We start from the raw sequence: 14,983 nt of genomic DNA, 5'->3' as shown, positions 1-14,983 counted from the left end.
ATGTCACAATGAGTCAAGAAATTAGCTCTCCGAAAGGTCAAATGCTGCTTCGTACCCTTGCAATGCCTGCAGATACAAACGCCAATGGCGATATTTTTGGCGGTTGGATAATGTCTCAGCTCGACTTAGCGGGCGCGATTCTGGCAAAAGAGATCTCTTGTGGTCGCGTTGTCACCGTTTCGGTATCAAGCATTACGTTCAAAAAACCTGTTGGTGTGGGCGATGTCGTATGCTGCTACGGCGAATGCACTAAGATCGGCCGCACATCCATGAGTGTCGATTTGGAAGTATGGGTCAAACCCGTCAAAGCTCACGGTGTTGGCGAACGCTTCATGGTTTGTGATGCGACCTTCAACTACGTAGCCATTGACAGTGAAGGTAAACCACGTCCGGTTCAGAATTAGTCAACCTACAACGCTAACAGTTAGAAAGGATCTCACATTTTCTGTTGTTCACTTGTGAGAGACACAAAAAAGGCGTTAAATTAACACTTTACCCTACCAATTAAGGAACTATGCTATGTGGTATGTCATCTTTTCACAGGACGTTGAGAACTCGTTGGAAAAACGCATGAGCGTTCGCCCACAACACTTGGATCGCTTACAAAAGCTACAAGACGAAGGTCGCCTTCTTACAGCTGGTCCGATGCCTGCGATAGATTCTGACAATCCTGGAGAAGCTGGATTTACGGGCTCAACTGTCATCGCTGAATTCGCCTCTCTAGAGGATGCTAAAGCGTGGGCAGAAGCCGATCCTTATGTAGCGGCTGGTGTTTACGATCATGTAATCGTGAAACCGTTCAAAAAAGTGTTTTAATTTATGAAAAAATTACTGTGTCTTTTCTTGGTATTTGGTGCTCTGGCTGGCTGTTCATCAACCGATGATAATCAGCGCCAACTTGAGCTTATGGCATCAAACCGAGCAGGAGTCTTGTCTGCGGGCCTCCCTTTAGAGTACGGTCCACTGCAAATAATGCGTGTCTCATCCAACAAAAATGTTGTAGAGATGATGATGATTTATAACGATGGCGCACTCGGTGCAAAGCCGTTAAATCAAGTACTGAATACCAGTATCTATACCTACTGCAGCAACCCAGAAGTTCGCAAGCAAATTGATATGGGCTTGATGTATCGTATTAAGGTACGTAATTCTCGCGGTCAGTTGATGGCAGATGAGTTGGTTTCCGCACAGACTTGTACTCAGGTGAAGTAGCTACAGTAATTTTTGTTGCTTTCGGCATGAGACGATGATTCGCTATTATTGGATAATCTGAAAACGAAAGTTAACAATTAAGAATAGAAAAACGGAGACCACAGTCTCCGTTTTTATTTGCTGTAACGATGTGTTACGCCAGCTCAGCACGGAGCTTCTTCGCCGCTGAAACCAGATTTGCCAATGCGGCTTCTGTCTCCTTCCAGTTTCGTGTTTTCAGACCACAATCTGGGTTTACCCACAAACGTTGAGCCGGAATTTTTTCTGCCGCTTTCTTGATTAAACCTTCAATCCATTCTTCCGTAGGAATGTTTGGTGAGTGAATGTCATAAACACCAGGGCCAATTTCGTTCGGGTAATTGAACTCTTCAAATGCTTTCAGCAGCTCCATATTTGAGCGAGATGTTTCAATGGTAATGACGTCCGCATCGAGTGCCGCAACCGAATCAATGATTTCATTGAACTCGCTGTAACACATATGAGTGTGAATCTGAGTTTCTGGTTTTGCACTTGCCGCAGAGACCTTAAACGCATTTACGGCCCATTCTAAGTACGCTTTGTGATCGCGTTTTTTGAGTGGTAAACCTTCTCGAATGGCTGGCTCATCAATTTGAATGATATTGATGCCTGCATCTTGCAGGTCAGACACCTCATCACGCAGTGCCAAAGCAAGTTGCTGCGCAATTTCTTGACGTGTGATGTCTTCACGTGGGAACGTCCAACATAAAATCGTTACTGGTCCAGTCAACATGCCTTTCATCTGTTTGCTGGTTAGCGACTGGGCGTACGTCGACCATTCAACCGTGATCGGTTTTTCACGTTCAATGTCAGCAACTACAATGGCAGGTTTCACACAGCGAGAGCCATAACTCTGTACCCAACCAAATTTGGTCGTTTGAAAACCCGCCAAGTTCTCAGCGAAGTATTCCACCATGTCGTTACGCTCTGCTTCACCATGAACAAGCACATCTAGGTCGAGCGCCTCTTGACGTTTTACTGCGTCAGCAATATGTCCTTTAAGTGCTTGGATATATTCAGACTCAGATAATTGACCTGTACGATAAGCACTGCGCTGAACACGAATTTCACCCGTTTGAGGGAAAGAACCGATTGTCGTGGTTGGCAACAGAGGCAAGCCCAATACTTCAGCTTGATGCGCAGCACGCTCCGCGTAAGGTGCGCTGCGCTCGGCAAGTGACGCAGTAATACTGTTTAAACGTGCTTGAACTTGTGGCTTATTCACATGCGTTGCCGTTTTACGTGCTTTGATTGGCTGGCTGTAGGTATCACAAGCGAGAATCGCATCTTGATCACCATCGAGTGCGCGGCCAAGCAAGGCGACTTCTGTTACTTTTTGTTTTGCGAACGCAAACCAGCTTTTCACTTCCTCACTGAGTTCTGTTTCCTGTTCCAGATCAACCGGGCTATGTAGCAAAGAGCATGAGCTCGCAACCCAAAGGTTGTCGCCCAGTTTTTCTTTTACTGGCTGTAGACGTTCAAGTTGGGCACTTAAATCCGAACGCCACACGTTACGACCGTTGACCACGCCAGCAGACAGCACCCACCCCTCCGGTAGTTTGGCAACCACGTCGTCAAGCTGCTGAGGCGCGGCAGATAAATCGATATGTAAACCATCCACTGGTAGCTTTACAATTTTGTCTAGCGTATCGCTTATAGAGTCAAAGTACGTCGTTAGCAGCACTTTTACATCGCTTCGAATCACTTGGTACGCTAGCTTGAACGCATCAGCCCATTTGCTTTCTAGCTCCAGAGACAAAATTGGCTCATCAATCTGAACCCACTCAACACCTTGACTTGCTAGCTTTGCCAAAATAGCTTGGTAAGCAGTAAGTAAGCGTGGTAGCAGGGTTAAGCGGTCAAACCCTTCTTCGACCTCTTTGCCCAAGTAAAGGTAACTGACTGGACCAAGCAAAACAGGCTTCACTTGGTGGCCAGCTTGAAGCGCTTCGTTGACTTCTTCAAACAGTTGCGGCCAGCTCACTTCAAACGTATCGTCCTTGCTGAACTCAGGGACAATGTAATGGTAGTTTGTGTTGAACCATTTGGTCATATCCGATGCCGCATCGCCCGCACAGCTGCAACCCGCCTGAGATTGACCGCGACCCACTTTAAACAACGTATCCAGGTTAGGGAAACCATCAGCGTGACGCTTTGGCACATGACCTAATAGCAACGTGGTCGTCAGTACATGATCGTACCAAGCGAAGTCGCCAGCGGTGGCAAAACTCAGACCAGCATCCGTTTGTGTTTGCCAGTTTTTGGCGCGTAGATCTGCCCCAACCTTTTTAAGCTCAGCTTGATCAATTTCTCCTCGCCAGTATTTCTCCTGAGCGAATTTTAATTCTCTTTTTTCACCAATGCGTGGATAACCTAATATGTGAGTCGTTGTCGCCATGTCCCTATTCCTTTCTCAATTTTGTTCAATTTGTTTGGATCAGAGCATCTCTCGGTAAAGAATAAGATGTCTGGATGGCTAAACTATCGCTCTCATCTGATATTAGAACAACGTCCATTTATTCAACTTGTTTATTAAAAAAATTCATCATGAAGCGACATGATTCGCAAATAAAAACAACAAATAGACGTCTAGACGTTTACATATCCATTTTTTGTCGTTAAGTTATTTACACGATTGCTATTCTGTTCATAGCGAGCAACAAAGGATGAAAGGAATTCATGATAGAGCTAAAACATTTGCGGACACTCACTTCGCTTCGAGACACTGGCTCTCTAACGGCGACAGCGACCGCTTTGCATCTCACTCAGTCGGCACTGTCTCATCAGATCAAAGATTTGGAGGCGCGAATTGGAGGGCAACTGTTCCTGAGAAAGACTCGTCCGGTGAAGTTCACTTCAGAGGGAGAAATCCTATTGCGTCTTGCAGAAGATATCCTTCCGAAACTCGCAAGAGCAGAAAATGATTTAGCGAGCTTGAAAGAGGACGTCAATGGCCGATTACATATGGCCATTGAATGTCACTCTTGCTTCCAATGGCTAATGCCTGCACTTAGGGAGTACCAACTTGCTTGGCCTAGCGTAACATTGGACTTTTCCTCTGGTTTTGGCTTTGAACCACTCCCAGCTCTATTGGCAGGCGAACTCGATCTCGTTATTACTTCCGATATCCAACCTCGATCTGAAGTCCACTACGAGCCTCTATTCGACTTTGAAATGCGTTTAATTACCGCAACCAACCACCCATTGGCGGAAAAAGACATTATTGATCCGCAAGATCTCGCAGATCAAACCATGCTCTCTTATCCGGTTCAAAAACAAAGGCTAGACGTCGTAAAACACTTTCTTCAGCCAGCAGGAATAGAACCTGCGAAATGGAAGCAAGCCGACAACACTCTCATGTTAGTTCAGATGGTCTCTGCTGGATTAGGGGTGGCGGCACTACCCAATTGGGCGATTTCTGAATTTTCTCGCCAAGGTCTTATTACCAGTAAACCTTTCGGCCAAGGCTTATGGCGTCGCTTGTTTGCTGCAACGCGTCACTCAGAGAAAGAAAAGCGTTACTTACAAGCTTTTTTCGCAACCGCGAGGCTACAATGTAAAAGCCACCTTGACGGAATCAAGGTGGCTTAAAAGATTTGGGTTATGAAAGGCTTAGCGTTGATATGCTTTAAATTGGTTAGTCAATGGATCGTACTGATAACCGAGCATATCAAGCTTGCCGACTACAGACTCTACATCCATCTCATACACTGATACTAACTCGTCAAAACTGTCGCACTCTAAACGTAGCTTTTCGTTGACGATACCTAGCAAAATAGTGCTGTCCAGATTACCTACATTGCTTAAATCCATCGCGACTCTCCTCTTCGACAAGATATATAAACAAGCGTAGTAGTAATCACGCGAATTTAAAGTGAGTGAGATCTAAAACGTGATCACCTTATACCCAAGCATCAAGAAAGCACTTGGATATAAGCCGTCTAACTTTGCCTTTAGAGTAGAGGTCAAGCCGCGAGAGAGAATAAACCTTGCAGGCTCGTCATCGACGCGAGTGCTAGCAACAAAGCTACGCTCAGTTGCACCTTTTCTGGTTTCTTATGCGTAAAAATATGCCAACACCACACGATAATTGAAGAAATTAGCATAGCTAAAGACAGCAAGATTGGCTGTGTTGCAGCGTTCAGTGCAGCTTCATTTAACTGGTAAGAAGCAAACAACGTTGCGATGACTAATAGCATTCCAGACACAATGCCAGTAACTGGTAAAATGCGGTGAAATGCCTGTAATCTGCTGCGAGCTATCGTAAGTAGCAATTGAGAAAATGACGCCCCAAGGAAAAATATCATTAGCGCCATCGCTATCGATGCTGGCCAGCTTGATTGCTCAAATACCTGAATACTTACATACGCAAAGGCCAAACCATTCGCTAAATGCATCGCCCATAGTGGCCCTTTTTCACGCGTTTTCTTGGTTTGAACCTGAGAATAGAAGTAGAAAATAGCAAACACGATCATAAATGCTTCAATGCGAAGTGACGCAACAGCGAGCCACAATACAGCTACTGCTGGCAACATTTTATGAAGACGTCCTCGCTGACCAGGACAAATATCGCCCTTGATTAGAAGCAAAGTCAGTAGCGCTTGTGCGCCAAATAGCATCGGAGGGAAAGTAACCAGCAATTGTTGAATCATGTTGAATGCACGCTCAAAAGTCATTTTGGGGGGCGATAATATCAAATCAACTATCGCCAAACCACCGAAAGTCGGCCCCCAAATGAGCTAAAACGGTAAGACAATTTTATTCACAGAGAAGCAAGATACTTCAACGCGTCTTCCTGCGTTAAAACTCCACGGTACTCTTCTTTGGTATTACACAGTACCCAAGGGAAACGAATCCCGGTTTTAACCAACTCTCGAATAACAGAGACAGGTAAATCCTCATCAACCAACACAAATTCGGTGCTCATTATCTGATTAACAGGACGTTTCCAAATTCGGCTTTCTCGTTCAGTTTCTCGCTCTGTGCCCATCGAGGGCGTTAGGTGTAAATTCACCGTCTCTTTCGTAATTAACCCAACACAACGATTTTCATTGAGAACAACTAAAGGCAAGCTTGGATTCAAATTCATGTACTCCACTGCCAAGGAGAGCGGTTCTCCAGGGTCCATAGACCTGACTTGTTCATGGCTCACAGATTGCAACACATCACTTTGCTTAGACTCAATCGCGATGTCAGAGAACAGATGCTCATAACTGTCCGCTTTATCCATCAAATCGACAGGCACGGCAGCAGAAAATAGAAAGCCCTGCATGTAATCGACACCGATTTCTGCCAATACTTGAAGTTCTTGCTTAGATTCCACGCCTTCAGCAACCACTTTTACATTCATTTGCTGTGCAAGCTCGGTGACCATTTTCACAATGTTATAGCTGGTGCTCCCTTTATGAATGTTCTTGATGAATTTTCGGTCTATTTTCAGTAAATCAAACTGCCCTTTTTCTAGATAAGAAAAAGAAGAATACCCAGTACCGAAGTCATCAATCGCGATCTCAATGCCCTCTTTCCGCACTTCCTCTAGAGCTCGAGTATGCTCCTCATCTTGTTCAAAATACGCGGTTTCTGTTAGCTCGATAGTTACTCGCTTAGGGTCTACACCACTGGCTTTAATCAAATCATGCGACCGCTGAAGGATCTGAAGAGAGTCCAATTTCGTATTGAGGGAGCGATTGATGGTCACGCCCACTTCCTCGCCATAAATTTCTTGTAAGCGCGGAAAGTGCTTCAACGCAGCTTGGCAGACCACATCATCAAGTGCCGCTATGAGCTCTAGATCTTCAATAATAGCGATCATCTTTTGCGTACAATACGCATCATTTTCATCATAGAAGCGTGCGAGAGCCTCGAACTTAACCACTCTTCCGGTTTGAACATCGATAATCGGTTGAAAGTAAACGTCCACTAGCCCACTCTCTATTTGTGCCTCCAAAAACGCCTCGAGATGTTGGCGCTTCACTAATTCAGAGTGAAGTTCACTGTCGTAAAAGTTGAAATAGCTGCCTTCACCGGAAATAGAGGACAACATCGCTTGCGCTGCATGTGCTAGCGCTTGTCTTGGTCGGTTCGTATCATAGCCAAGGATTGACACACCAGTTTGGCCTTTAACGATAGTGGCATGCATTTTTGTGCCCATTTCATTTCTAAGCTCATTAAAGAACCCTTTCATGGCAATTTGGATCAAACGAACCGGGCTCAACCATTGACAATGAGGGGTCTGCAAGCATACGACAAACACATCCCGAGATAACTGCCCCGCAATACTGGTGTAGCGACTTCGCATAATAAAATCTGCAAAACCTAATTGCTGTTCAAGCAAATATCTCTCCGAAAACTTGGGTCTGAGTGTCATAACAATGTTGAGTTCTTTATTTCTGCTTTCATTCGCTAAGGTAGCTAATTGGAGTTCAAATTCTTTCCTCGTCGGTAAAAAGGCAGCCCAATCATGCTGTTGTTCACAACGATTTTTCATCCACAACAACGAAGCAGAAATATCCGTAGAAAATCCGAGATAAAGAATTCGTCCAGAGTGAAACGTAAGTCGGTAAATACAAAGATGATGAGCTTGGTTGCTACCGTTTGCTGTTTTGCTCAGCAAGTTACCACACCAACATCCTTCATCATTAATTTGCTGCCACAACTGATCATAAAACGCTTGGCTATGGTGAGAGGTACTGAATATATGAGTTTTAAGCCCAACCAGATCTCGGTTTTGATAGCCCATTTGTAACTCAAAGGCACGGTTACAACCTAAGATGCGCGTATCTTCATCGGCAACTAAAACGCCTACATTTGGCAAATCAAAAATCGTTTCGAGAATTTTCGCTAACTCCTCGCAACCAGTGATTGTTAATTGTGGAATGATAGTGCCTTGGATAATGCGCTTATTGAGCCTTTCAAAACTAATAGTAACGTGCACTAAGTTAACGTTTTTTAGCATCATGCAACAAGAAAACCGCCCCCGTCCGCCAAAGAGTTCCACTTCTAGAATTCGTTGTTTTAGCGTTTCTTGTTGCCCCATCAGCATATGATCAAACAAGTTATTTAGGCTGGTTACTGGCGTACTTATCCCAAATGCCTTTGCCATTCCTTGCTGATCACATTCGAACTCGCGAGTATCAATATCGTAAGACCACTCTATAACAGGAGTTAGACTGGAAGTCGTTTGCATTTTTGGATGCACTGTTGTCGTAGATTCACTCATACCCTAGCCCCTTTTTTTGTAATTAGCCCAAGGCTCAAAATTCACAGTCAATTCGCGACATTCCAGTTGGGACCTGCCGATCCTCTTTATAGATGGATTGTGTCAACGATAAGCCTATCGACTTAGAACTATTTCCAGAGCAGCTCAGCCTTTTGCATTTGATATGCACTAATTTGATTATAGGCTTTACCCCATATAAGCACACCATTGCTTATACTTTGTATTAAGATTGCGACATTTTTCATGAACCGTTCTATAACCATGAGGCTTTCAAGGTGAAATTAGACAGAAAATCGCCGATAGAGCATTGATATTTTTACAAACCAAATAAAACTCGATGAACTAAGCTGGAATAGATGAGTTTGTTATAGATACCTGATAATCAAATCGCTATAATTCGCGCTCCCTGGAACAGAGAGCAAAATATGACCAATAACATCACTCCTATTCATGAGTACAAAAAATACTGGGCAGAGTGTTTTGGTACGGCACCTTTCTTGCCGACCAGTCGCAAAGAAATGGATGCCCTAGGATGGGATAGCTGTGACATTATCATTGTAACCGGTGACGCTTATGTGGATCACCCAAGCTTTGGTATGGCTATCATTGGCCGCCTGCTAGAAGCACAAGGTTTCCGTGTCGGTATCATTGCTCAACCAGAATGGCAAAATAAAGATGCGTTCATGCAACTTGGTAAGCCAAATCTGTTCTTCGGGATCACTGCGGGTAACATGGACTCCATGATCAACCGTTACACCGCGGATAAAAAGCTTCGTCACGATGACGCGTACACACCGAATAACGAAGGTGGTAAACGCCCAGACCGCGCGACTTTGGTTTACTCTCAGCGTTGTCGTGAGGCTTACAAAGAAGTACCTATTGTTTTAGGTGGTATCGAAGCCAGCCTACGCCGTGTGGCACACTACGATTACTGGTCAGATAAAGTTCGCCGTTCGGTACTATTTGATGCAAAAGCAGACATCCTACTTTTTGGTAACGCAGAACGCGCACTTGTCGAAGTAGCACATCGCATCGCAAACGGCGAAGACATCAGCACCATGACCAATATTCGTGGTACTGCCGTGAACTTGCCAGTCGCGCCAGAAGGCTACACGGTTATTGATTCTTCTCGTATTGAAAAACCTCGTAAAGAAGCGTTCGTACCAAAGAACCCATACGAAGTAGAAACTCAGTGTGAAACTAAAAAAGACGAGCCAGTTGCACAACCAATCACGATTCGCCCATCACGCCACGATGCTGCGACGACTGCGGTCCGTTTACCTTCGTTTGAAAAGCTAAGAAACGATCGCATTCTTTATGCACATGCAAGCCGTGTATTGCATTTAGAAACGAACCCGTACTCTGGTCGAGCGTTACTTCAAAGCCATGGTGATCGTGAACTTTGGGTAAACCAAGCTCCAATTCCATTGACGACCGAAGAGATGGACTTTGTGTTTGGCCTGCCTTACGCGCGTGTCCCTCACCCTATGTACGGCAAAGCAAAAATTCCTGCGTACGACATGATCAAGACGTCTGTAAACATCATGCGTGGTTGCTTTGGTGGCTGTTCTTTCTGTTCGATTACCGAGCATGAAGGTCGAATCATTCAAAACCGTTCGAAAGAGTCTATCATCAACGAGATTGAAGAAATTCGCGACAAAGTTCCAGGCTTTACCGGCACAATTTCCGATCTTGGTGGCCCGACTGCAAACATGTACCGCCTGGGCTGTAAAGATCCAAAAGCGGAAGAGAACTGTCGTCGTCCTTCTTGTGTATTCCCGGGCATCTGTAACAAGCTAAACACAGACCACAAACACACGATCGATTTATACCGCGAAGCGCGTAAAGTTGAAGGCGTGAAGAAAGTGATGGTTGCATCTGGCGTACGTTACGACCTTGCGATTGAATCACCAGAATACGTGAAAGAGCTCGTGACTCACCACGTAGGCGGTTACTTGAAGATTGCACCGGAACATACAGAGAAAGGTCCTCTTGATCTGATGATGAAGCCAGGCATGGGTACGTACGATCGCTTTAAAGAGATGTTCGAGAAATACAGTGCAGAAGCAGGCAAGAAGCAGTACTTAATCCCTTATTTTATCTCTGCGCACCCAGGCACAGAAGACGAAGACATGCTGAACCTTGCTCTGTGGCTGAAAAAGAACAACTTCGAATGTGATCAAGTACAAAACTTCTACCCTTCGCCAATGTGTAACGCAACGTCGATGTACTACTCAGAGACAAACCCTCTGAAACGCGTGAAGTACAAAAAACGTGAAGATGTACCTGTAGCAAAAGGTGAACGTCAACGTCGCCTGCATAAAGCGCTGTTGCGTTATCACGATCCAGCAAACTGGCCAATGATCCGTGAAGCCCTAATCAGCATGGGTAAAAAACATTTGATTGGTGACAAACAAGGCTGTCTCGTTCCTGCAGAAGACATTGAAGCACAAACACCTGCGCAACGTCGTAAATCTGGTCGTCACGGGGCAAACCGCTTTGCAACCAAACATACCAAAAACCAACCAGGCTTCGGTGGTCATTTGAACAAACGCTCTGAAGGCGGTTCAAAAGATGGTAAACCATCTGGTAACCGTAACGGTTCTGGCAAAGCTACAGGTGGTCAACGCCCTGCAAGCAACGGCCAACGTCCTAGCGGCAACGGTGCAAACCGCCCGGCAGGTAGCAAGCCGCAAGGCCAAGGTCGCCCGCAAGGACAAGGCAAACCAGCTGGTCAACGTAAACCAAAGCGTCACTAATTATTTAGAGCTTAAATACTAGAAAGGGCTCCAGAGTTAACTCTGGAGCCCTTTTGTTTTGTCGGCTCATTGAGGCATCACTCACAACTCAAACTTTGATTCAATCAATACAAAAAATGGTAAACACCAACCAACTTATTGGAAAAACAAACAATTATTTGATTGAAGCAAAACCATAAAAATCTAACTCATTGATTTTTAATTGCTTTATTTTGGTGCGATATTTGCGTAATAGAATAAAACTCTTAAACATGGGCTAACGATGAATAATCCACTTCCCCCAAAAACTTCTATGTTCTGGTATGACAACAGCTATACCTATGAGGAGGCCGTTCAGGCATTTGAAAGCGATGGTACACTGAAATCGCTGAATATCGTTCCAACCACGGAATCCGATGATCTTGCTGGCTCCCCCCCAGAGCGCAGTATGTTTTGGGAGGGAGAAACAAAAAAAATCGATCCGCCACCGCCGTCTGAACCAGAGCCTCTCAATTTAAAAACTGAGAAAGAAGCAACGGAAGCATCACCTGCGCACTTTATCCCAGTCCGCTATGCCATCGATCAGCTAGAAACAGAAGAGACACAACCTTTTGGTTTGCCTGAAGAATGGAAAGGCCAAGGCCCAGCCAAACTCAATACCGTTGGTTACACCCTGCGTCAACTGCGCGACGGTTGGCTGTATGTCTATGATGCAATCAACAAAAGCTTAGACGAATACGAAATCAAAGGAACGCAATTCACGCTCTATAAGTTGGGAGAATCAGAAAGCCCAAAATCAGAGCAGCGTGGGACACCACAAGATGCAAAGCCCTTCCTTACTTACGTCAACGGAAGCGTACTATCGATTTGCTTCTCTGAGCACCGGTGGACATGGCACACGTTCATGCGCGTACTTAACAATCCGAGTAATCATATCGATCGCATGCAAACCATTGTTCTGTCCTCAAACGAGAATCAGCACAACATTGCACCAATAGATAAGTTAACCCAAGTCGCTGATATTGAATCTTCTGCCGTCGATGATGGTCGCTTTGCGGATTCTGGCATCGCCACCAAAGCAGATGAAGATGGTTCTGTCTTTAAACCTGTCGCAGTCGAAAGCGATTTAACCTCTGCGATTCCAGAAGAAGAATCAGGCTACTTCGTCGCGATAAAAGATTACGCCGCAGACATTCAAGATATGTCACTGCATTTTATTGGTGCCGCAAGCCCTTACCGCCTTTTCACTGACCAGTTTTCAAACCAGTGGAACTTGATGCAGACCGCCATGCAACTGTGTATGTTTGGTGCAAGTGACGAGATAGACATGCCAGCTAGCGTTAAGCGTAACGGCGAAGAGCTGTCGTTTTATACCGACATGGCTGACTATTATGACTCCTCTCACCAACTTGATTTGGCAGAGCAGAACAAAAGCTCAGTTCAGTCCGGCTATCCTGCTAAATTTTCCGCTGGAGCGATTGAATCACACCAACATACCCAAAGTGACATTGCTAAAGCGATACAGGACAAATATCGAATTTCTGCGAGCCGTTTTGGTAAATACGAACAATGGATAGCGACTGAACGCTGGCGTCAGCAGCTCAACTGGAAGCAAATGCTGAGCGAGATGCAAGAGCTGTCAGAACAAAAAGAAACCATGCTAGCCCAAGTGGTTTCGGTCAAACGCGACTTTATCGCAGTAATGGAGTCCTTAACGCCGCATCATCTCGAAAGAACCTTCGACCTATACAGCGAAGACACACAGTACAGCTTGTATCAACTGCACAAGCAAGCCGTTGAGTCATTTACTCTGGTGATACAAGAAGAAGACCGCCAATGGGCTGAAAGCCAATGGGAGAAACCAACCAGTTTACTTGCTCTCTATGCCTCAGGGTTTAGTCGTAGTTTATTTAAAGTGATGGAGAAGAATATTACAGAGGCGCTTGATGAACAGTCGATCGTCTCAGACAATCCTGAACCTGATAATCAGTTGATGGACCAGATATCTGATACAAGCAACCGCGTGAATATGTACTCTAAGATCATGGACTTTGTTTCCAACCCAAACACTGCGGAAACAGCCTTTCTCAAAGATATCGCCAAAGGTTTCCAAGAGCTGGATATTATTTTTAAATCTGCAATAGGTGCGCTTGCAAAAGGCGTTGTAGAGTTTGGTGTTAGCATGACCTCACAAGTATCAATTTCGCTGATGCCTGTTTTCGCTAAACCTCTGAACCGTCATAGCTATTATTTATTTGCCGTTATTGCAGAACATATGGCACACAATATGCCCGTAACAATAAAAGAAGGTTACGCTCACGATTTTAAAAAATGGAAAACACGCGTAAATGATTATCTGATTAAGCTCGAAAAAAACGATGCAATCATTGCTGACTTCCAGAAAAATAACCGCAAAGCTGACTCTAAATACACAACAGCTTTAAAAAATAAAAAGACTATTAAGAAGGCTCTCGCTGTAGCTACATTGGAGTACCCGCAGTACATTGAGTTACCTGATGATCTACCTCAAAGAACCATCGAGCTTAGAACGCGGATCGTGATGAATAAGCTCAATGATTTGAATAAACTGTTCGAGAATGCCGGTGGTCTAGGCTTTCTGGCATTAATATTTAACTGCATCGCGCTTGGTGATGCCATGAGCAGTATTCAAGACACGGGGTTAATGTCCTCAGATGAATTTTTGGATATCCAGCAAAAGTTATTTTACACAGTCAACGCTTGGACAGGTGTTCGTACAGGTAAGTTATGGGAGAAAGTGAAGGGTGAACCTAGGTTAAGGTCACATTCATATAAAGCATTAAAAGAGTTAGTAAATAATAATGCCCGTGGTTTTGATAACTTGATCCTTGATGACTTAAAGGTATTCAATAAATGGCTAGCTGTGACCGGAGTTATTGGAGCTCTTGCTTCGGGTATAGAGGCCTATCGTTCATGGAAGAACATAGACGGTTTACATGGGAGCGCAAGAGTTGTCGAATACTTCAACTTTGCATCTTTAGTTGGATTGACACTTGTAGGTGGGTTTCAAGCTATCGGTGGATTAACTGGGATTTGGTCTGCAAATATTCTGTTTGGAGGTCCGATCATGTTTGTCATTATGGGCCTTACTGCAGTTTACCTTCTTAGTAATCATATAATGAGTAAACTTAAACAAGATGATTATCAAAAGTGGTTAGATAAACTTCCTTGGGGCTATCACCCAGATAAAGCCCTGTGGAGTCAATCCTCAAGCTTGGTAGAGAGAGAAAAGCATAATTCCTCTTTAGTGCAAGAGGCTCTTTTTGAGTTAAAAACCATAATGGATAAACCTTTGATCTGCCAAATACCATTGATGCGTACCGTTCCGAATTCAACAACACAGTATCCGGCAGCAAAACAAGAATTGTTTGGTATTGAGCTACATATCCAAGTTCCCACCAATACAGCAAGAGATGGAATAAAACTTCGGACAAATACTTCTGTAACAGAGGGAGGACTGGGGTCGGGAGCTTGGCACACTGGAGTAGATCTAGAAACGTTGGATAGTTCAACAGATTCCTCAGATTCTCAAAGTGTCTATAAATTGACTTTACCAATGAAAGACTCGGCTAAATATTTAGCATTTGAGATAGAATACATTCTTGATGAGAAGAGCGAATTTAACCGTAAGTACTGGTTCCAAAATAATGCAAAACAGCGTGCAACTTATACAGCAATTTCAGACAATACCAAACAAGCAACGATCAGAAGTTCATTATCTTCGATTAATAGTGAACTTAGCTTACAGGAGTAACCT

At 44.4% G+C, this 14,983-nt stretch carries 10 protein-coding genes; 6 read left to right on the top strand and 4 right to left on the bottom strand.

Annotated elements, in window-relative coordinates:
• The first annotated feature begins 8 nt into the window (after window positions 1–8).
• The 3 genes from yciA (at window position 9) to R7E00_RS06675 (ending at window position 1,212) form a co-directional block, all read left to right on the top strand.
• Window positions 9–404 carry an acyl-CoA thioester hydrolase YciA gene (yciA, locus tag R7E00_RS06685; protein ID WP_005376768.1) on the top strand — a complete coding sequence of 132 codons (396 nt, stop codon included), beginning with the start codon at window positions 9–11 and terminating at the stop codon, window positions 402–404.
• 115 nt (window positions 405–519) lie between these two features.
• Entirely contained in the window at window positions 520–816 is a 297-nt protein-coding gene (locus R7E00_RS06680; RefSeq protein ID WP_005386727.1) for a YciI family protein, read from the top strand.
• A 3-nt stretch (window positions 817–819) separates the two neighbouring features.
• Window positions 820–1,212 carry a GspS/AspS pilotin family protein gene (locus tag R7E00_RS06675; RefSeq protein WP_005386726.1) on the top strand — a complete coding sequence of 131 codons (393 nt, stop codon included), beginning with the start codon at window positions 820–822 and terminating at the stop codon, window positions 1,210–1,212.
• A 133-nt stretch (window positions 1,213–1,345) separates the two neighbouring features.
• Here R7E00_RS06675 and metE read toward each other — a convergent pair whose 3' ends face one another.
• Window positions 1,346–3,628, bottom strand: coding sequence for a 5-methyltetrahydropteroyltriglutamate--homocysteine S-methyltransferase (gene metE, locus R7E00_RS06670; RefSeq protein WP_213896695.1), 2,283 nt, complete (start codon window positions 3,626–3,628; stop codon window positions 1,346–1,348).
• Between the two features lie 281 nt (window positions 3,629–3,909).
• On the opposite strand from metE, the gene metR reads away from it, so the two are divergent.
• A complete protein-coding gene (gene metR / locus R7E00_RS06665; RefSeq protein ID WP_065274681.1) occupies window positions 3,910–4,821 on the top strand; it encodes an HTH-type transcriptional regulator MetR in 912 nt (303 codons plus the stop codon).
• 21 nt (window positions 4,822–4,842) lie between these two features.
• On the opposite strand, the gene R7E00_RS06660 is transcribed toward metR, so the two are convergent.
• The 3 genes from R7E00_RS06660 to R7E00_RS06650 all read right to left on the bottom strand — a co-directional run bounded on the left by R7E00_RS06660 (window position 4,843) and on the right by R7E00_RS06650 (window position 8,449).
• On the bottom strand, window positions 4,843–5,043 hold the full coding sequence (locus tag R7E00_RS06660; RefSeq protein WP_005376762.1) for a DUF4250 domain-containing protein: 201 nt from the start codon (window positions 5,041–5,043) through the stop codon (window positions 4,843–4,845).
• 152 nt (window positions 5,044–5,195) lie between these two features.
• Window positions 5,196–5,906, bottom strand: a complete 711-nt coding sequence (locus tag R7E00_RS06655) for a hypothetical protein (protein ID WP_064354144.1) — start codon at window positions 5,904–5,906, stop codon at window positions 5,196–5,198.
• Between the two features lie 86 nt (window positions 5,907–5,992).
• Complete coding sequence (locus R7E00_RS06650; RefSeq protein WP_256913635.1) at window positions 5,993–8,449, bottom strand: EAL domain-containing protein; 2,457 nt, start codon at window positions 8,447–8,449, stop codon at window positions 5,993–5,995.
• A gap of 425 nt (window positions 8,450–8,874) precedes the next feature.
• On the opposite strand from R7E00_RS06650, the gene R7E00_RS06645 reads away from it, so the two are divergent.
• Window positions 8,875–11,208, top strand: coding sequence for a YgiQ family radical SAM protein (locus R7E00_RS06645; RefSeq protein WP_262606219.1), 2,334 nt, complete (start codon window positions 8,875–8,877; stop codon window positions 11,206–11,208).
• A gap of 262 nt (window positions 11,209–11,470) precedes the next feature.
• Window positions 11,471–14,980, top strand: coding sequence for a T6SS effector BTH_I2691 family protein (locus tag R7E00_RS06640; protein ID WP_262606218.1), 3,510 nt, complete (start codon window positions 11,471–11,473; stop codon window positions 14,978–14,980).
• Window positions 14,981–14,983: the final 3 nt, after the last annotated feature.

This window comes from Vibrio sp. Vb1755 (assembly GCF_033338635.1).
Classification (GTDB): Bacteria; Pseudomonadota; Gammaproteobacteria; order Enterobacterales; family Vibrionaceae; genus Vibrio; species Vibrio alginolyticus.
Note: the sequence above shows the minus strand (reverse complement) of the source record. Positions and strands in the feature narration are given on the sequence as shown.

Coding starts and splice junctions, on each gene's coding strand:
- yciA (WP_005376768.1), top strand. CDS start 9: ATGAGTCAAGAAATTAGCTCTCCGAAAGGTCAAATGCTGCTTCGTACC.
- R7E00_RS06680 (WP_005386727.1), top strand. CDS start 520: ATGTGGTATGTCATCTTTTCACAGGACGTTGAGAACTCGTTGGAAAAA.
- R7E00_RS06675 (WP_005386726.1), top strand. CDS start 820: ATGAAAAAATTACTGTGTCTTTTCTTGGTATTTGGTGCTCTGGCTGGC.
- metE (WP_213896695.1), bottom strand. CDS start 3,628: ATGGCGACAACGACTCACATATTAGGTTATCCACGCATTGGTGAAAAA.
- metR (WP_065274681.1), top strand. CDS start 3,910: ATGATAGAGCTAAAACATTTGCGGACACTCACTTCGCTTCGAGACACT.
- R7E00_RS06660 (WP_005376762.1), bottom strand. CDS start 5,043: ATGGATTTAAGCAATGTAGGTAATCTGGACAGCACTATTTTGCTAGGT.
- R7E00_RS06655 (WP_064354144.1), bottom strand. CDS start 5,906: ATGACTTTTGAGCGTGCATTCAACATGATTCAACAATTGCTGGTTACT.
- R7E00_RS06650 (WP_256913635.1), bottom strand. CDS start 8,449: ATGAGTGAATCTACGACAACAGTGCATCCAAAAATGCAAACGACTTCC.
- R7E00_RS06645 (WP_262606219.1), top strand. CDS start 8,875: ATGACCAATAACATCACTCCTATTCATGAGTACAAAAAATACTGGGCA.
- R7E00_RS06640 (WP_262606218.1), top strand. CDS start 11,471: ATGAATAATCCACTTCCCCCAAAAACTTCTATGTTCTGGTATGACAAC.